Annotated in this window: 15 protein-coding genes; 6 read left to right on the forward strand and 9 right to left on the reverse strand. The window is 65.9% G+C overall.

Features of this window, described 5'->3' with window-relative positions; genetic code table 11:
• Positions 1-12: 12 nt before the first annotated feature.
• From ACN9M1_RS21160 to ACN9M1_RS21190, 7 genes are all read right to left on the reverse strand, one after another.
• Positions 13-1,653, reverse strand: coding sequence for an ABC transporter ATP-binding protein (locus ACN9M1_RS21160; protein ID WP_426400548.1), 1,641 nt, complete (start codon positions 1,651-1,653; stop codon positions 13-15).
• Between the two features lie 2 nt (positions 1,654-1,655).
• Entirely contained in the window at positions 1,656-2,564 is a 909-nt protein-coding gene (locus tag ACN9M1_RS21165) for an ABC transporter permease (protein WP_426400702.1), read from the reverse strand.
• A 24-nt stretch (positions 2,565-2,588) separates the two neighbouring features.
• Positions 2,589-3,545, reverse strand: coding sequence for an ABC transporter permease (locus ACN9M1_RS21170; RefSeq protein ID WP_426400549.1), 957 nt, complete (start codon positions 3,543-3,545; stop codon positions 2,589-2,591).
• A gap of 33 nt (positions 3,546-3,578) precedes the next feature.
• Positions 3,579-5,198: an ABC transporter substrate-binding protein gene (locus tag ACN9M1_RS21175; protein WP_426400551.1), complete on the reverse strand. Its 1,620-nt coding sequence runs from the start codon at positions 5,196-5,198 to the stop codon at positions 3,579-3,581.
• Positions 5,199-5,273: 75 nt separating this feature from the next.
• Entirely contained in the window at positions 5,274-6,563 is a 1,290-nt protein-coding gene (locus ACN9M1_RS21180; RefSeq protein WP_426400552.1) for an NAD(P)/FAD-dependent oxidoreductase, read from the reverse strand.
• Positions 6,564-6,606: 43 nt separating this feature from the next.
• Positions 6,607-7,272: a haloacid dehalogenase type II gene (locus ACN9M1_RS21185; protein WP_426400553.1), complete on the reverse strand. Its 666-nt coding sequence runs from the start codon at positions 7,270-7,272 to the stop codon at positions 6,607-6,609.
• Between the two features lie 205 nt (positions 7,273-7,477).
• On the reverse strand, positions 7,478-9,007 hold the full coding sequence (locus ACN9M1_RS21190; protein ID WP_426400555.1) for an aldehyde dehydrogenase family protein: 1,530 nt from the start codon (positions 9,005-9,007) through the stop codon (positions 7,478-7,480).
• 194 nt (positions 9,008-9,201) lie between these two features.
• Between ACN9M1_RS21190 and ACN9M1_RS21195 the strand changes: the two genes are divergently transcribed.
• The 6 genes from ACN9M1_RS21195 to ACN9M1_RS21220 all read left to right on the forward strand — a co-directional run bounded on the left by ACN9M1_RS21195 (position 9,202) and on the right by ACN9M1_RS21220 (position 15,651).
• Entirely contained in the window at positions 9,202-10,089 is an 888-nt protein-coding gene (locus ACN9M1_RS21195) for a GNAT family N-acetyltransferase (RefSeq protein WP_426400557.1), read from the forward strand.
• 41 nt (positions 10,090-10,130) lie between these two features.
• Positions 10,131-11,063 carry a 2-hydroxyacid dehydrogenase gene (locus ACN9M1_RS21200; protein ID WP_426400559.1) on the forward strand — a complete coding sequence of 311 codons (933 nt, stop codon included), beginning with the start codon at positions 10,131-10,133 and terminating at the stop codon, positions 11,061-11,063.
• Positions 11,064-11,590: 527 nt separating this feature from the next.
• Positions 11,591-12,991, forward strand: a complete 1,401-nt coding sequence (locus ACN9M1_RS21205) for an aspartate aminotransferase family protein (RefSeq protein ID WP_426400560.1) — start codon at positions 11,591-11,593, stop codon at positions 12,989-12,991.
• 70 nt (positions 12,992-13,061) lie between these two features.
• On the forward strand, positions 13,062-13,556 hold the full coding sequence (locus ACN9M1_RS21210) for an Lrp/AsnC family transcriptional regulator (protein ID WP_426400561.1): 495 nt from the start codon (positions 13,062-13,064) through the stop codon (positions 13,554-13,556).
• A 20-nt stretch (positions 13,557-13,576) separates the two neighbouring features.
• Positions 13,577-14,305, forward strand: coding sequence for a cupin domain-containing protein (locus tag ACN9M1_RS21215; protein ID WP_426400563.1), 729 nt, complete (start codon positions 13,577-13,579; stop codon positions 14,303-14,305).
• A 20-nt stretch (positions 14,306-14,325) separates the two neighbouring features.
• Entirely contained in the window at positions 14,326-15,651 is a 1,326-nt protein-coding gene (locus tag ACN9M1_RS21220; RefSeq protein ID WP_426400564.1) for an NAD(P)/FAD-dependent oxidoreductase, read from the forward strand.
• Positions 15,652-15,671: 20 nt separating this feature from the next.
• Here ACN9M1_RS21220 and ACN9M1_RS21225 read toward each other — a convergent pair whose 3' ends face one another.
• On the reverse strand, positions 15,672-16,865 hold the full coding sequence (locus tag ACN9M1_RS21225) for an amidohydrolase (RefSeq protein ID WP_426400565.1): 1,194 nt from the start codon (positions 16,863-16,865) through the stop codon (positions 15,672-15,674).
• Complete coding sequence (locus tag ACN9M1_RS21230) at positions 16,862-17,560, reverse strand: HAD-IA family hydrolase (RefSeq protein WP_426400566.1); 699 nt, start codon at positions 17,558-17,560, stop codon at positions 16,862-16,864. Before ACN9M1_RS21230 ends, ACN9M1_RS21225 begins: the two co-directional genes overlap by 4 nt.
• Between the last annotated feature and the right edge of the window lie 235 nt (positions 17,561-17,795).

A 17,795-nucleotide genomic window follows, 5' to 3' on the forward strand; every position in this document is an offset into this window, starting at 1 on the left:
CCTTTTGTCTTATTAGGCCGAGAGGGCCGCCGCCGGATGGGGCGTCACGTGATCCCGCTCGTCAAGCCAGCCTTGGCGCAGTTCAGGCACCGAGTTGGCGAGTTGCTCATAGTACGGGTGATGTGGGCCGCGATCGAAATCGGCGCGCGCCACCTGCGTGAGCTTACGGCCATGTTGCATGACGATGATCTTGTCGCACACGGCGCGCACGGTGTGCAAATCATGGCTGATGAAGAGGTACGACACGCCCAGATCGCGTCGCAGGTCGGCCATGAGGTTGAGCACGGCCGCGCCCACCACGGTGTCGAGCGCCGAGGTCACCTCGTCGCACAAGATCAGGTCGGGCTCGGCCGCCAGGGCGCGCGCCAGATTCACGCGCTGCTTCTGGCCGCCCGACAGCCCGCCCGGCAGGCGCTGCGCCACGCTGTGCGGCAGGCGCACGAGATCGAGCAGCTCGCGGATGCGCCGCTGCAAGGCCTCGCCCTTCAAACCCTTATAGAACTGCAGCGGCCGCGCGAGGATGCGCTCGATGGTATGCGACGGGTTGAGCGCCGTATCCGCCATCTGGAAGACGATCTGGATGCGGCGCAACTCCTCGTGGGTCCGGTTGGCCAGCAGCGGCTTGAGCTCGCGGCCGGCGAACGTCATGTTGCCCTGGCACGGCGCAATCAACCCAGCGATGGCGCGCGCCAGCGTGGTCTTGCCCGAGCCCGACTCGCCGATCACGCCAATGGCCTGCCCGCGATAGAGCTTGAAGTTGATGTCGTCGAGGATGCGTGTGGCGGGCTGGCCCTTGGCGTCCACGGGGCCGTAGCCGGCACCCAGTTCGTGTACGTCGAGCAGGAGTTCGCCCTCGCCCAGGCAGTGCTCGGCCGGGCGCGCCTGGGGGCGTGCCGCTGCCAGCAGGCTCTTGGTGTAGTCGTGATCGGGCGTTGCCAGGATGTGCGCCGTCGGGTTGATCTCCTGCATCTGGCCGCCGCGCAGCACCAGAATGTGATCGGCCATCTGCGCGACCACGGCCAGGTCATGACTCACGTAGACGGCGGTGGCGCTGCGCTCGCGCACCACGCGGCGGAACGCGCGCAGCACTTCGATCTGCGTGGTCACATCCAGCGCGGTGGTCGGCTCGTCCAGGATCACGAGGTCCGGATCGATGATGAGCGCCATGGCCGCCATCAGCCGTTGCAACTGCCCGCCCGACACCTGATGCGGATAGCGATCACCAATCGTTTCGGGATTGGGCAGCGCCAATTCGCGGAACAGCTCCACGGCCTTGGCCTCGGCTTCCGCGCGCGACATCGTGCCGTGAATGCGCGCTGGCTCCACCACCTGATCGAGGATGGTGCGCGACGGGTTGAACGACGCCGCCGCACTTTGCGCGATGTAGGCCACGGTGCGCCCACGCAAGGCGCGCTGCTCAGCAGGCGGCAGGTGCAGAACATCAATGTCGCCAATGCGCACACTGCCCGATGCGATCTCGCAGCCGCGGCGCACATAGCCCATCAGGGCGAGTGCGGTAGTGGTCTTGCCGGAGCCGGATTCACCAATCAGCGCCAGCACCTCGCCGGGCTGGATGGCAAAGCTCAGGTGGTCGACCAGGGTCTGTTCGCCTGCGGTGATGTGCAGGTCTTTGACGACAACGGACGCGCCCATGTTCAACGCCCTCCGCGTTCGCGGGCTGCGGGACGACCCCGGCCCGGCAGGTTGTCGATAACGAGGTTGACCGCGATGGTCAGGCTCGCAATGGCCAGCGCCGGCACGATGACGGAGGCGCCAGCATCGGGCAGCGCACCGATGTTCTCGCGCACCAGCGAGCCCCAGTCAGCCGACGGCGGTTGAATGCCCAGGCCCAGAAAGCTCAGGCTCGCCAGCAGCAGCACGACATAAACGAAACGCAAACCCAGATCGGCCAGCATGGGCCCGAGGATGTTGGGCAAGATCTCGCGCAGCATGATGTACAGCGTGCCCTCGCCGCGCGTGCGTGCCACGACCACGTAGTCCAGCGCGTTGATGTTGACCGCCAGCGAACGTGCAATGCGGTACGCCCCCGGCACATAGATGATGGCGGCGGTCACCACCAGCATCGTCACCGAAGAGCCAAAGCCCGCCACCATCAGCAGCGCAAACATCTTGCTTGGGATGGCGGTAAGCGTATCGAGTACGCGGCTCAATGTGGCATCCACCAGCCCGCCCATGGCGGCGGCAAACAGCGCCAGTACCGTGCCCGTGCCGCTTGCCAGCACGGTCGCCACCAGGGCTACGCCCACGGTGTACCGCGCGCCTTCCACCACGCGGACGAACATGTCACGGCCAAGATAATCCGTGCCGAACCAGTGAGCGGCGCTCATGGGGCCGAACACGTCGCCGTTGCCGTCACCGCTGGTGATCAGGTGCGCCGGCAGCAGTGCAGGGCCGGCCACCGCTGCCAACAACCAGAACAGCAGTACCGCCAGGCCGATCAGGCCGGCGGCACCAAAGCTGCGCAGCAGGCGCCGGAAGCGATGACGCGGCGCGGGCGGAGGCGTGGTAGCCGGCAAGGTTGGAGAGGTGGGCGTGGTTTCCATCGTCAGGCTCTTGTCCATGATGTCTCAGCGATGACGCAGACGCGGGTTGGCGAGAATGCCCAGCACATCCGCCGTGGTCACGAGCAGCAGATAGCCCGCGCAGAAGATCATGGCGCAGGCCTGCACCAGCGGCATGTCGCGCTGAGACACACCGTCCACCATCAGCTTGGCGATGCCGGGGTAGTTGAAGATCGTCTCGATGATGATCACGCCGCCCAGCAGATACGACAGCGACAGCGCCACCGCATTGGCGATCGGCCCCACCGCATTGGGCAAGGCATGCGCGAGCACCACGCGCATGGGCGACGCGCCCTTGAGGCGAACCATCTCGATGTAGGGGGCTTCGAGCTGATCGATCACAGCGGCACGGCTCATGCGGATCATCTGCGCGACGATCACGCAGCACAGGCTCAGCACCGGCATGGCAAACGCGCGCAGCATCTGCCCAAGCGATTCGATATCGCTGACGTAAGACAACGCGGGCAACCACCGCAGCTTGACGGCAAACACCAGCACCGCCAGCGTGGCCACCAGAAACTCCGGCACCGACACCACCGCCACCACCACACTTGATGCCACCCGGTCGAACCACGTGCCGCGCCATACCGCACATGCAATGCCCAGGCTTAGCGCGATCGGCACCGAGAACAGCGCCGTCACCGCCGCCAGCAGCAGCGAATTGGGCAGGCGGCTCGCCACCAGTTCTGCCACCGGCATCTGCGTGGTGGCAGATTGCCCCAGATCCCCGCGCGCAATGCCAGCCAGCCAGTGTGCGTAGCGCTGCGGCGCCGGCACGTTCAGGCCCATCTGCGCGCGCAAGGCGGCCAGCGCCTCGGGTGTGGCGTCCTGGCCCAGTTGCTCCTGCGCCGCATCGCCCGGCAGCACGGCGGTGATGGCAAACACAATCGCCGACACCGCCAGCAGCGACACCAGCGCCAGCAGCACACGCCGCGCCAGTAGCTTGAGGATGACTCGGTTCATGGCAACCCCTTCAGCAAGAACGCCCGCGCATCGTCAGGCATCCAGCCAGACGTGTTCGGCAAACGCATAGCCCATCAGGCCGCCCAGCGGAATCGCCGAAAAACCCTTGAGCTTGGACGTGTGCCCGTCAATGCTGGCCAGGAACATTGGGATACCGATGCCCGCTTCGTTGTGGATCATCGTCTGCATGTCGGCGTACATCTGCTTGCGCTTGGCAACGTCCGTTTCGGCGCGCGCGGCCGTCAGCAATTGATCGAACTTGGGGTTCTTCCAGCGCGATTCATTCCAGGCCGCATCGGACTTGAAGAACTGCGTGAGGATCGTGTCGGCGCTCGGGCGCGGGTTGACGTTGCCAAACCCCACCGGGCTGTTGAGCCAATGGTTGGACCAGTAGCCGTCAGCTGGCATGCGCTTGACGTCGAGGTCGAGCCCGATGCGCTGCGCGGTCTGCTGCATCACCAGCGCAATCTCCACCGAATACGTGGCAGCCGGCGAGGCCACCACCGGAATCTTGCCGCTCACACCGGATTTCTTCAGGTGGAACTTGGCTTTGTCCAGGTCGAACGGACGCTGAGGCAGATCCTTGAAGTAGAAGCGGTTGGTCGGGTCGATCGGTTGGTCGTTGGCGACGACGGCATTGCCCAGCGCGATGGTCTTCCTCATCTGCTCGCGGTCAAACAGGTACTTCATCGCCAGCGCGAAATCGGGGTTCGTACCCGGCCCCACATCGCCACGCATGATCAGATCGGAGTACTGGCCCGACTGCGTCGTGAAGATGGAATAGCCCGGCGTGCCCTTGACGCGCGCCACCGAGCGCGGGTCGACCGAGCCCACCAGATCCATCCCGCCGGAGAGCAGCGCGTTGACGCGTGCGCTGTCGTCGCCGATGCCCACAAACTCGATCTCATCCAGATATGGCTTGCCTGGCTTCCAGTAACCTTCGTTGCGCACCACCACCGTGCGCACGCCAGGCTTGAACTCCTTGAGTTTGTACGGGCCGGTGCCGATACCGGTGCTGAAGTCTTTCGTGCCGTCCTTGACGATGTGGAAATGGTACGTACCCAGCACCACCGGCAGGTCGGCGTTCGGGGCGGTCAGCACCACCGTCACCTCATTCTGGCCGCTGGCCTTGACGCTGTCGATCTGATCGGCCAGCACCTTGGCCTTGGAGGCCGTGGCCGGGTCCTTGTGGCGCTGGATGGAGTACACCACGTCGGCCGGCGACAGCGCCTTGCCATCGTGGAAGCTCACGCCCTTGCGCAAGGTGAAGACCCAGGTCTTGGCATCGGTGGTGTGGAACGACTCCGCCAGCGCAGGCTGCGGTGTCAGCGTGCCATCGAGTGCGAACAGGCCGTTGTAGACCATGTTGCAGCGCACGTAGTCACTCTGGTTTGACTGCTTGGCCGGGTCCAGCGTATCGGTGGCGGCCGCCGTGGCCGCTGCCACGCGGATGCGTCCGCCACGGCGCGGTGTCTGCGCATAGACCGACACGGCAGTGCCCGCCAGGCTACCGGCCAGCGTGGCCTGCATGCCGCCCGCCATGAGCATCTTCAACACGTCGCGCCGCGAGGCACCGCGCTTGAGTTGCGCCATCACGCGCTGGCTTTCGGCGGGGCCGACAAGGTTCTCGAACTCGTTACGGCTGTCGCTCATGGTGGGGCTCCTGATGACTCTGTAGTGGAAACAGCGAAGACGGTGTTGTGATGAGGAAACGGGTTGGATGCGCGACTAGGCGAACCTGTCCTTCAGCTTGTAGTACATACCCACCGCCGGCAGGAACCACGGCGGGCCAAAGTGACCGGGAATGGCGCGCCATGTGCGATCGCGCCACGGGTTGGCGGCAGCGTCGCCGGCCATCACCGCGGCCATGCATTCGCCCATGTGCACGGACATCTGCGTGCCGTGGCCGCTATAGCCCATGGAATAGAACAGGCCGTCGCGCTCGCCCGCGTGCGGCAGGCGGTCTTGTGTGATGTCGACCAGGCCGCCCCAGCAGTAATCGAGGCGCACGTCATGCAGCTGCGGGAAGGTCTGCGTCAGGCCGGCGCGCAGAACCTCCCCGCTCACCGCGTCCTGCTGCGGGCTCGACACGGCAAAGCGCGCCCGACCGCCAAACACCAACCGGTGGTCCGGTGTGAGGCGAAAGTAATGATGGATGTTGGCCACCGTCACATACGTGCGGCGCGCGGCCAGCAGCGCGTTTGCGCGGTCTGCACCCAGTGGCTCCGTGGTGACGATGAAGCTACCAATGGGGACGATGCGCCGGCGCAGCCAGCCGAACGTGCCGTAACCGCCGTGGCGCGAGGCTCCCGTGGCCAGCAGCACCTGCTTGGCCAGCACCGTGCCGCGCGAGGTATGCACGCGATGCACCTGCCCCTGCACACGCTCGACGCGCTGCACGCAGGTGCGCGTATGAATCTGGGCGCCCTGGCGTTGTGCCGCCATGGCCAAGCCTTGTGCGAAACGGCCCATATGCATCTGCCCGCTGCGCTTATAGAGCAGCCCACCATGAAAGCGCTCGCTCTGCACTTCGGCGCGCACGCGGGCAGCATCGAGGATTTCCACATCGGCATCCACACCATCAGCAATCAGGCGGTCTGCGCTGCGCTGTAGCGCGTCCATCTGATGCAGCCGGGTAGCGAGCTTGAGCTTGCCGTTGCGCTGGAAATCGCAAGCGATGCCTTCGTCGAACACGATGCGCTCCACCGTATCCACGGCAGCGTCATAGGCGTGATACCAGGCGCGGGCACGGTCCACGCCCACCTTGGCGGCCAACGCCGCGTAGTCAACGGCCAGGCCATTGTTCACGTGTCCGCCATTGCGTCCGGACGCCTCGGGCGCCACCCGCCCCCCTGCCTCCAGCACGACCACGCTGGCGCCACGCCGCGCCAGTGCCAGCGCCGCTGACAACCCCGTAAAGCCGCCGCCGACGATGACCACGTCTGCCTGCGCCGGCAGATCGTGCGCATCCAGCGCCAGTGCGGGCACCGAGTCGTTCCAGTAGGAGTCGAGTTTCATGGAGGTCATGTGGGGTGACTAGGGAGACTCGGCATGATTGGACTTAAAGACCAACCACACCCGGCAGCCCGCCGATGTCCTGGATCTCGGTATAGCGGTACGCCGGGTTGCCCGGGCCATGGCCGCGGTTGACGAACACCTTGTTGACGATGCCCAGATCGTCTGCCGACATCAGGTCGTAGCGCAGACTGGACGACACGTGCAGCACATCTTCCGGGTTGCAGCCGAGCGAATCGAACATGTATTCGAAGGCTTTCAGACGCGGCTTGTAGGCCTGGGCCTGCTGCGCGGTGTACACGCGGTGGAACGGCGCACCCAGCATCGCCACGTTCTTCTGGATCTGCGCGTCGTCTGCGTTGGACAGGATCACCAGCGGAATCTCCTTGGCCACCTTCGCCAGCCCGGCCGGTACGTCGGCATGCGGGTCCCATGTGGGCACGGCGTCGTAATAGGCCTGGCCGTCGGTGTCGAAGTACTGGATCTTCCATTTCTTGCACAGGCGGCGCACGGCGTTCTTCAACACCACCTCGTACGGCTTCCAGTCGCCCAGCACCTCATCGAAGCGGTAGGCGGTGAAGTCCGCAATGAACGCCTCCATCTGCTCGGCAGGAATGCGGTCGGCAAACAGTTCGCGCGTCATCTCGCCCATGCGAAAGCGCGTGAGCGTGCCGTAGCAGTCAAAGGTGATGTACTTGGGGCGGAAGGTCATGGCGTCGGGTCCTAAGGTCCTGGATGTGGCTGCTGTTATGCAGTCTTTGCAGCACGGTTATGACGAAATCATTGAAGCACGCAGACTCGCAGTCGTTATAGGGAAATGCACGGTCTCACGTGAGAAAGCTGCCGTTTCAGAGGGCACTCCCGGCATGCCATGCGGTCTGCACCGGTGGCGTGCCGCATGCACCGCCAATGCGCCGCTAATGCGCCGCAGCAAAGTCGATCAGCACGCTTTTGAAGCGCAGGTTGGCCTCCACGGCTTGCCGGCCCAGATCCTTGCCGATGCCCGACTGGTGATAGCCGCCGGTGGGGATGACGAAGTCTGTGCTGCGCCCGTAGCGGTTGATCCACACCGTGCCCGCCGCAATGCCACGCATGGCGCGCAGCGCACGGCCAATGTCGGCGGTATGCACGCCGGCGGCCAGGCCGTAGTGTTCGTGCGCGGCCAGGGCCAGGCCCTCCTCTTCGTCGTCAAAGGTCTGCACGGTCAGCACGGGGCCGAAGATCTCTTCCTGCACAGCCGGGCTATCCGCGCGTACACCTTCGAGAGTCGTCGGCTGGAAGTACGCGCCGCCCGGGCCATCGCCAAACAGGCCGCCACCGCAGCGCACCTGCGCGCCGGCATCACGCGCCCGCTCGACGATGTCGAGAATGCGCGCCGCCTGCGGCCCAGAAATGATGGGCGGCAGCGTGGCCGAGTCATCCCACGTGGCGCCGGGCCGCAACGCAGCAAAGCGGGTGGCAATGCGCTCGATCAATGCCTGGGCAATGCCCCGCTGCACGATCAGCCGCGAGCCCGCCACGCACACCTGCCCGGCATTCCCGGTGATGGCGCCTGCAATGATGCCGGCCAGCCGGTCGATGTCCGGCGCGTCATCAAACACGAGTTGCGGGCTCTTGCCACCCAGCTCCAGCGTGACGGGCTTAGGGCCGTGCGATGCGCACGCCCCCATGATGGCGGCACCCGTGCGCGTCGAGCCGGTGAACGTCATCTTGGAGATGAGCGGGTGCCGCGTAAGCGCATCGCCCGTGGTGCGGCCATCGCCCTGCACCACGTTGAACAGGCCCGGCGGCACGCCCGCCTCGATGGCCAGTTCAGCCAGGCGGATGGCGGTGTACGGCGTCAGTTCGGATGGTTTGAGTACCACCGCGTTGCCCGCTGCCAGCGCCGCACCCACCTTCCACGACACCATCACCAGCGGGAAATTCCACGGCGTAATTGCGCCGACCACGCCGTAGGGCTCGGCTACCACCATGCCCAGGTTGTCGTGCCGCGTGGCGGCCACGTCCCCGCCAAGCTTGTCGGCGTATTCGGCAAAGAAGCGCAGGCCTTCGGCGGTGAACGGCACGTCCCAGGCGGCCGCGTCACGCACCGGGCGGGTGGAGCAGACCGCCTCCAGCGGCGCCATGTGCGCCACGTCGGCGTCGATCAGATCAGCCCAGCGGCGCAGCACGCGAGCCCGGTCACGCGGGGCGCGGCGGGCCCAATCGCTCGTGCGCCAGGCTTGCCACGCGTCTTGCACGGCGGCATCGACGGTGGCGGCGTCGGCCAACGGCAGTTCGGCATGCACGGCGTTGTCGGACGGGCGCCGCACGGTGATGCGCCCAGCATCGGGCACCAACCTGCCGCCGATGAAATGGCCCGATGGGACGTGAAGGGTTCGGGGGTCGAAAGTGGTCACGAAAATAGGGGGAGCCGAAGCCCGGCACCCACATCGAATTGAGGTCATTGATGCTAGGCAGGATGGCTCGGCATTTGTGTTCGTAACCGAGGGCGCCACCGCATCGAATTGCGAAACCGATACCCTCGGCAGACGATGCTTGCAAATTGCGGGCAAACCCCAATTCGGTCTGGCCCAGCGGGGCGATGTCGTCCAAGATGAGTATCGGTGCCACCCTCCTCCTTCGTCAGAAGGCCCCTCCCATGTCTTCCTCATCCGTCCCCGCCCAGAACAGCCCCGCCGACGATGGTGTGGTGCTGCGTCCGATGACCGCCGATGACCTGGCCCAGGCGCACGCCCTATCGGAAGAGCAACGCTGGCCGCACCGCCCGGCCGACTGGGCGCAGAGCTTTGCGCATGCCGAAGGCTTCGTCGCTGAGCGCGACGGCCAGATCATCGCCACCGCGCAGCGCTGGCGCTGGGGCCCGCACCACGCCACCATCGGGCTGGTGATCGTCACGCCCGCATGCCAGGGCCGCCGCATCGGCCATCGACTGATGACTGCACTGCTGGATGGCCTGGAGGACCACACCGTGCTGCTGCATGCCACCGCTGAAGGGCGCGGCTTGTATGAGCGATTGGGCTTCGTGCGCATCGGAGAGGTTCGCCAGCACCAGGGCATTGCGCAACCCACACCGCTGATCGCCCTACCCCCCGGATGGCGCCTGCGCCCCGCCGGGCAGAACGAAGCCGAGGTCTTGCACCGCCTGGATGCCGAGGCACGCGGCATGCCACGCGATGCGCTGATCGACGACCTGCTCGCCAGCGCCGATGCCTGCGTCGTGCTGGACGACGACGGCGAACCACGCGGCTTCGCCATGCTGCGCCGCTTTGGCCGTGGCCACGTCATCGGCCCCGTGGTCGCCCCGGATGCCGAGAGCGCCAAAGCGCTGATCGCGCATCTGGCCGGCATTAACGCGGGCCACTTCACGCGCATCGATATCGATTTCGAGAGCGGCTTGGCTGAGTGGCTGGAGAGCATTGGCCTGCTGCGTGTGGATGCCCCCACCACCATGGTGCGCGGCGCACCGTTGACGACACCACCCGGCGCACCCGCGCTGTTTGCCATCGTGACCCAGGCGATGGGTTGAGCCTCCGACATTCCGCCTAACGTCAAACGCCCTGCCCCACCGTGACCACCACCTTCCTCTACAAGTCCGACCCGGTTCGCGGCCAGCAATGGGCCGACGTCTTCCGCCAGCACGCGCCTGAGATCGACTTCCGCATCTGGCCCGACATTGGTGATCCGCTGCGGGTGCGCTTTCTTGCGGCGTGGGAACCGCCGGCGGATATCGCTACACAGTTTCCGCATCTGGAGGTGCTGTTTTCATCGGGCGCCGGCGTCGACCAGTTCAACTTTGCGACGCTGCCGCCCGCGCTGCCCATCGTGCGCATGGTGGAACCGGGCATCGTGCGCGGCATGGTCGAGTACGTCACGCACGCCGTGCTGAGCCTGCACCGCGACATTCCCGCCTACCGGCGTCAGCAGCAGGCAGAGCAATGGCGCCCGCTGCCGGTGCGCCCGGCCGGTGAACGACGCATTGGTGTGCTCGGGCTCGGATCGCTCGGGCAGGCGGTGCTCGCGCAACTGCAAGGTTTTGGTTTCGATTGCGCGGGTTGGAGTCGATCGCGCCACGCGGTGGATGGCGTGCAGTGCTTTGCCGGGCAAGACGAATTGGCGGCATTCCTGGCACGCACCGACATCCTGATCTGCCTGCTGCCGCTGACCGATGCCACGCGCGGCGTGCTAAGCGCTGCCCTGTTCGCGCAATTACCGCAGGGCGCCATGCTGGTGCACGTGGGCCGTGGCCCGCAGCTTGTGAGCGACGACCTGCTCGCCGCGCTCGATAGCGGCCAGCTTAGCGAAGCCATGCTGGACGTGACCGACCCCGAGCCATTGCCCGCTGGCCATGCGCTGTGGAAGCACCCACGCATCCACATCACGCCGCACATTGCCAGCATGACGCAGCCGCGCTCCGCCGCCGTCGTGGTGATCGACAACCTGCGCCGCTTCCATGCCGGCGAGCCGATGGTCGGGCTGGTGGACCGCGCGCGCGGGTATTGAACGCCGACATCCGACCCGCAAGGCGCATCGTCCGAGCGCTGACCACCGATGCCGGGCCTCCAAGCTCCGGCGTCGGGCCTCTGACCTCCGTCAATGCGCCTCGGCGCTCGGCGACCTCGGACCTTTGATGTCCGATGTCGAGACTTTGAGCCTCACCCTCCGACCTTTTTGCTCCGCCGTCGGACCTCTCAAGGTCAGAAAGCGCCCCTTTCCGGTGCAGCGTCGGACCTCTGCCACTCCACCGTCGGACCTTTGAGGTCCGTCAATGCACCTTTGACCTCCGACGTTGGACCTCTGAGGTCCGGCATTGGCTTCCGAACATCCAGTGTTGACGCTCCAACATCCGTCGATGGATACCCGACCTCCGCTGCCGCCCGTCAGAGCACCGCACGATCTGCTGCGACGGCCCACACAACAGCAGCCTGCTTCGTTCCGCACCCGCAAAGCAGCATCACTCCATGCGCGGGTCGGCCTAATCTTGAGTCCATTGATGCACCAGCCATTGCCCTGCACGAATGGACTCCACCATGTCACAGCTCACCGATCTGCCCCAGCTTGCCTCGCTTGATGCCATTGACCGTGCGCACCTGATCCACCCGGTGGCCTCGTGGCGCACGCATGAGCAACGCGGGCCAACGGTGCTCTCATCTGGCCGTGGCGCGTGGCTGACCGATGCGCAAGGGCATGAGTTGCTGGACGCCTTTGCCGGCCTCTGGTGCGTCAACGTCGGCTATGGGCAAGAGAGCGTGGTGCAGGCCGCCGCCGAGCAGATGCGCCGCCTGCCCTACGCCACCGGCTATTTCCATTTCAGCAGCGAGCCCGCCATTCGCCTGGCCGACAAGCTGGTGCAGATCACGCCGCGCTCGCTCAATCACGTGTACCTCACGCTGGGCGGGTCGGAGGCGGTGGATGCGGCGGTGCGTTTCATCGTCCAGTACTTCAACGCCATCGGGAAACCGTCGAAGAAGCATTTCATTTCGCTAGAGCGCGGGTATCACGGCAGTTCGTCGACCGGTGCCGGTCTGACGGCGCTGCCGGCGTTCCATCGTGGCTTTGATCTGCCGCTGCCGACGCAGCACTACAATCCCTCGCCAAATCCATACCGAGCAGCCGACCCGGCCGACGCGCAGGCCATCATCGCGGCCTCGGTGGCGGCGTTGCGCGCCAAGGTGGCGGAGCTGGGCGCAGACAACGTCGCCGCGTTCTTCTGCGAGCCCATCCAGGGTTCCGGCGGCGTGATCGTGCCGCCCAAGGGCTGGCTCAAGGCTATGCGCGAAGCCGCGCGCGAACTCGGCATCCTGTTCGTGGTGGACGAGGTCATCACCGGCTTCGGGCGCACCGGCCCGATGTTTGCCTGCGAGGCCGAAGACGTCGACCCCGACATCATGACCATGGCCAAAGGGCTGACAGCGGGCTACGTGCCCATGGGCGCCACAATGATCTCGGACCAGCTCTACAACGGCATCGCCGACGGCGCCCCCGCAGGCGCCCCCATTGGTCACGGCGCCACCTATTCGGCGCACCCGGTGGGCGCTGCGGTGGCGCTGGAGGTGCTGCGCCTGTATGAGGAAGGCGGCATCCTCGCCAACGGCCAGCGCGGCGCGGCCAGCTTTGCGGCCGGGCTGGACGGCCTGCTCGCACACCCGCTGGTGGGCGACTCGCGCCACCGTGGCCTGCTCGGCGCGCTGGAACTCGTGAGCGACAAGACGACCAAGCGTGGTTTTGATGCGGCACTTGGCCTGCCCAACCTGATTGCCTCGGCTGCGTATCGCAACGGCCTGGTGTTCCGGGCGTTTGGCGACAACATCCTGGGCTTTGCGCCGGCGCTGACCTTTACCGAAGACGAGTTCGCACAGCTGTTCGCGCGGCTGAAGACCACGCTCGACGACGTGCTGGCCATGCCGGCCGTTCGCGCCGCACTGGACTGACGCAACAACCTGACACAAGAGACGCTGGCTGCCGCAGAATCGATCCATCTTCCACGCACGCGCCACCGCCATGACCGAAGCCCTCAAGATCGATCGTCTAGACCTGCGCATCCTCGCCCAACTGCAGAAGAACGGGCGCATGACCAACGTGGACCTGGCCGATGCCGTGGGCCTGTCGCCCAGCCCGTGCCTGATCCGCGTCAAGCGCCTGGAGCAGGCCGGCTACATCTCCGGCTATGGCGCGCACATCCGGATGGAGAAGCTGGGCGACACGCTCACGGTGTTCACCGAGGTCACACTGTCGGACCACCACCGCGAGACCTTCGTGCGCTTTGAAGCCGCCATCCGCGAGGTGGACGAGGTGCTCGAATGCCATCTGCTCTCCGGCGGCTACGACTACCTGCTGCGCTTCATCACGCGGGGCGTCAATCACTACCAGGAAGTGATTGAAGACCTGCTGGAACGCAACATCGGCATTGCCAAGTACTTCAGCTACATCGTCATCAAATCGCCGTTCATCAAAACGCACTGCCCGATCGAACGGTTGTTCCCCAACCAACGCTGACGCCTGTCGAACCCACCCGCATGACAACCGCCCTGATGCTGCACCGCGCCGATGGCGCCCCCCTCTCAACTGCGTTCCGGCAAGCCGCCCTGAGCCCCGATGACCCGTTCGCGCAAGAACGTGAGATTGCCTGGGAAGGGCCGAACGCAATGAGCGCCGGCCGGGCCAGCTTTGCGGGCAAACGGGATGTCGCGCGCTTTCCTCATACAGAGACACTTGCCGTCGTGGAGGGGGAACTCACCCTCACCGCACCGGGCACGGCGCCGCAGGTGATTGGCGTGGGTGCTGGCGCGGTCATCACATCCGGCACGGCCGTGCGCATCGAGGCGGCCGCCGGCGTTCGATTCGTGTTCTGCGCCGCAGCGGGTCATGCGCCCACGACGCCGGAGTTCATCCCCCTGCGTGCGGATGCGGACTTCAAGCCATCGGGCGGCCCGGCTGCGGAGGTGCTGATCGGGCCGGCCCCGCAGTGCCGCAGCGACAACGTCTTCACCGACGAGCCAACGCAATACCGCGCCGGCACGTGGGACTCGACCCCCTACCACCGCATCGTTCGTCCGCATCCGGTCAACGAGTTCATGTACGTGCTGGATGGCGGTGTGCGATTCGCCAGCCCCGATGACCCAGACGGCAGCGCGCTCTCCGTGAACACGGGGGATGCCATCTTCGTGCCGCAAGGCGCCTCCATTGGATGGGAGAGCACGGCGCGCGTCGCCAAGTTCTACGTGGTGCAGAACGCCCAGGCCTGAACGAACGAGGAAAGCGAGTGATGTCTCAACCGTTGCGCCTCATCGAGAGCGCCTCTCCCCTGCCCGCACAAGCCGACGTTGTCGTGATCGGCGGCGGCATCATCGGCGTCTTTGCCGCCTACTACCTGGCCCGGCGCGGCGTTTCGGTGTCTGTGGTCGAAAAGGGCCGCATCGGTGCCGAACAGTCGAGCCGCAATTGGGGCTGGTGCCGCCAGCAAAACCGCGATGCGCGTGAGCTGCCGATGGCGACCAAGAGCCTCGAACTGTGGGAGCAGTTTGCCGCAGATACCGGGGAAGACACGGGCTTCCGTCGGTGCGGCCTGCTCTATCTCAGCAACGACGAAGACGAACTGGCCCGCTGGACGAAGTGGCGCGATTTCGCCAGAACAGCCGGCGTGACCACGCATATGCTGAGCAGCGCTGAAGCCTCTGAGCGCGGCCGGCTTACAGGGCGCGCGTGGAAGGGCGGCGTGTTCTCCCCCAGCGATGGCACGGCGGACCCGGGCAAGGCGGCACCCGCTGTGGCCGCTGCGCTGATGAAACTCGGCGGCACCGTGCACCAGAACTGCGCTGCACGGGGCATTGAACTCGAGGGCGGGCGCGTGGGCGGTGTCGTCACGGAAGCCGGCACCATCAAGACCCGCACCGTGGTGTTTGCGGGCGGCGCCTGGGCATCGTCGTTCTGTCGCCAATTGGGCATCCGTTTTCCGCAGGCGACGGTGCGCCAGTCCATCGTGCGCGTGACCGGGGTGGCCGAGTCGGTGCCTGATGCCTTGCATACCACACACGTGTCCATCACCCGCCGCAGCGATGGCAGCTACAACCTCGCCATCAGCGGGCGCGGACGTGTGGACCCGACGGCGCAGCTGCTGCGCTTCGCGCCGCAGTTTCTGCCGATGTTCGCCAAGCGCTGGCGCAATGTGTTCCCCGGCGGGTTGGAAGGCATGCGCGCCGGCCACGAAACCCTCGCGCGGTGGCGGCTCGACGCCCCCACGCCCATGGAACGCATGCGCATTCTCGACCCCCGGCCCGATGCGGCGGCTGTCAGGCAAACCTACAACCGCGCCGTCGAACTGCTGCCGGTGTTCGGCAAAACTGGCATCGCCAATGCCTGGGCCGGTTTCGTCGACAACACGCCGGACGGTGTGCCCGGCATCGGTGAAGTGCCGGAGATCCCGGGCTTCATCCTCGCCGCTGGCTTCTCGGGCCACGGGTTCGGTATCGGCCCGGGCGCGGGTCATCTGATTGCCGATCTGGTGACGGGCGCAAAGCCGATCTTCGACCCTGCGCCCTATCATCCCGCGCGCTTCAAGCAGTCGGCCTGGGGCAAGGTGGCGGATTTCTAACGGATGAACATGGCTGCCGTTCAAGAACCTGATGGAACGGCGGCCAGCGCGCGGCGTGCAACCTCGCAGAACCAGCGCACGCCGAGTGGCAGCGCGTCGTCGTTAAAGTCGTAACAAGGGTGGTGCAACGGGTATTCGCCATCGGGGCCGGCGTCCGCACGACCTTGGCCGAGCCAGAGATAAGCGCCCGGCTTCTTCTGCAACATGAAAGCGAAATCTTCCGAGGTGAACGCTGCACGAGGCGCCACCTGCGCCTGCAAGCCGATCGCCTGTGCCGCCTCCAACGCGAGCGCGGCTTCGGCTGACGTGTTGATAGTGGCCGGGTAGTAGCGCCGGTAGTCCACCTCCACCTGCGTACCGCTGGCCAGCGCCATGCCATTGGCCGTATCGCGCAACGCCGCTTCAATGCGATCTTGCGATGCGGCATCAAAGCTGCGCACCGTACCGGTGATGCGCACTTCGGCGGGCAGCACGTTGTGGCTGTGTCCGCCTTCGATGCGGGTGACGGACAGGACGGCCGATTCGTTCGGATCAATGCGGCGCGACACGATGGTGTGCAACTGCGCCACAAGCTGGCTGGCCGCGAGGATGGCATCCGGCGTGTGGTGGGGCTGGGCCGCATGCCCGCCACGTCCGCGCACGGTGATGTCGAACCGGTCTGCCGCCGCCATGATCGGGCCCGGTCGCGTTTGTGCCTGCCCTAAAGGCAAGTCCGGCCAGTTGTGTAGCGCGTAGACGCTGTCGCAGGGGAAGCGTTCGAACAGGCCTTCTTCAATCATGCGGCGCGCGCCGGCCTGGCCTTCTTCGGCGGGCTGGAAGATGAATTGGACGGTGCCGTCGACACCCGTGCGCGCCAGTTGGCGCGCGGCGCCGATCAGCATGCTGGTGTGGCCGTCATGCCCACAGCCGTGGTGCTTGCCCTGCATGCGGCTGGCATGCGGCGCACGGCCCAACTCCACCATCGGCAGGGCATCCATATCGGCGCGCAGTGCAACGCTGCGGATACCATCACCGCCGCGCAACGTGCCCACCACGCCGGTACCACCAACGCCCTCTTCTACCTCCAGCCCCAGCACACGCAGCGATTGCGCCACGATGCCTGCCGTGCGGTGCTCTTCGTAGGCCAACTCCGGGTTGGCATGTAGGTCCCGACGCAGCGCGATGAGATCGGGCAGCAGATCGGCCACCGGCTCGACAATGGCGTCCGACTTCATTTGCCGGCCTCCACTGCATCAGCCAGTTGCGCCAGCGTATGGAAGTGGTAGTCGGGCACGGTGTGCTCGGATTCGATCGTGCCGCCGGAGCCCGGCATGCCGTGCCGGCGTTCGATCCAGCAGGTGGTGATGCCCAGCCGCTTGGCGATGCCGATGTCGTGATACTGGCTCTGCGCCACGTGCAGGTTGTCGGCTTGCTTGAAGCCCCACGCGCCTTCGTAGCGGCCGCGTGCGTAGGCGAAGTAGCGCGCATCGGGCTTCTCGCACAGGGCGTCGTCGCAGCTGAGCAGCAGGTCGAACGGCGCGCCCAGCGTCCGCTGGAAATGTTCGAGTGCCCAGGACTGCGCATTGGTCATGGTGACGAGCTTGAAGTGCTTGCGCAGCCGCTGCAGCGCCTCGACCGAATCGGGAAACGCCGGCCATTCGGTCACCGAATCGCGAAAGCCGCGCGCCAGTGCATCGCTATCAGGCAGGCCCAACTGCTGCGCGACGATGTGCCAGCACGGCACGAGATCGTCGGGGTACCACGCGGTCTGGCCGCGCTTGCGTGCTGCCCGGTAGGCCCCGAGAAAGTCCTCGTCCGTAACCTTGCTGTCGGGCACGGCACGGCGAAGGTAGGCGAGCATGCCGCTCTCGAAGTCGATCAACGTCCCGACGACGTCGAAGGTCAGTACTTTGAAATCGCGAAGGGCCATGCGCCTGCTCCTGAGTGGTTGGATGCCAAAACGAACGCGTGTGGCAAGCCACCCGCTGCATGGCATCAAGCTTAGAAGCAGCGGCGCAGACGATGTTACCGTTCACGCCGCACTGCACGGTAGTGAATTGCGTTTTGGCCGGTCAATCGGCGCGATTGTTGGCAAGGCCGCCCATGTTAGGGAAATGGCGAAATAGCGGGCGCGACAAGGAAATCGCCCTAGCACTGGACGTTGC

This window comes from Ralstonia sp. R-29 (assembly GCF_049913345.1).
GTDB lineage: Bacteria > Pseudomonadota > Gammaproteobacteria > Burkholderiales > Burkholderiaceae > Ralstonia.

Coding starts and splice junctions, on each gene's coding strand:
- ACN9M1_RS21165 (WP_426400702.1), bottom strand. CDS start 2,564: ATGGAAACCACGCCCACCTCTCCAACCTTGCCGGCTACCACGCCTCCG.
- ACN9M1_RS21215 (WP_426400563.1), top strand. CDS start 13,577: ATGACAACCGCCCTGATGCTGCACCGCGCCGATGGCGCCCCCCTCTCA.
- ACN9M1_RS21180 (WP_426400552.1), bottom strand. CDS start 6,563: ATGAAACTCGACTCCTACTGGAACGACTCGGTGCCCGCACTGGCGCTG.
- ACN9M1_RS21195 (WP_426400557.1), top strand. CDS start 9,202: ATGTCTTCCTCATCCGTCCCCGCCCAGAACAGCCCCGCCGACGATGGT.
- ACN9M1_RS21220 (WP_426400564.1), top strand. CDS start 14,326: ATGTCTCAACCGTTGCGCCTCATCGAGAGCGCCTCTCCCCTGCCCGCA.
- ACN9M1_RS21210 (WP_426400561.1), top strand. CDS start 13,062: ATGACCGAAGCCCTCAAGATCGATCGTCTAGACCTGCGCATCCTCGCC.
- ACN9M1_RS21230 (WP_426400566.1), bottom strand. CDS start 17,560: ATGGCCCTTCGCGATTTCAAAGTACTGACCTTCGACGTCGTCGGGACG.
- ACN9M1_RS21205 (WP_426400560.1), top strand. CDS start 11,591: ATGTCACAGCTCACCGATCTGCCCCAGCTTGCCTCGCTTGATGCCATT.
- ACN9M1_RS21160 (WP_426400548.1), bottom strand. CDS start 1,653: ATGGGCGCGTCCGTTGTCGTCAAAGACCTGCACATCACCGCAGGCGAA.
- ACN9M1_RS21185 (WP_426400553.1), bottom strand. CDS start 7,272: ATGACCTTCCGCCCCAAGTACATCACCTTTGACTGCTACGGCACGCTC.
- ACN9M1_RS21190 (WP_426400555.1), bottom strand. CDS start 9,007: ATGACCTCAATTCGATGTGGGTGCCGGGCTTCGGCTCCCCCTATTTTC.
- ACN9M1_RS21170 (WP_426400549.1), bottom strand. CDS start 3,545: ATGAACCGAGTCATCCTCAAGCTACTGGCGCGGCGTGTGCTGCTGGCG.
- ACN9M1_RS21225 (WP_426400565.1), bottom strand. CDS start 16,865: ATGAAGTCGGACGCCATTGTCGAGCCGGTGGCCGATCTGCTGCCCGAT.
- ACN9M1_RS21175 (WP_426400551.1), bottom strand. CDS start 5,198: ATGAGCGACAGCCGTAACGAGTTCGAGAACCTTGTCGGCCCCGCCGAA.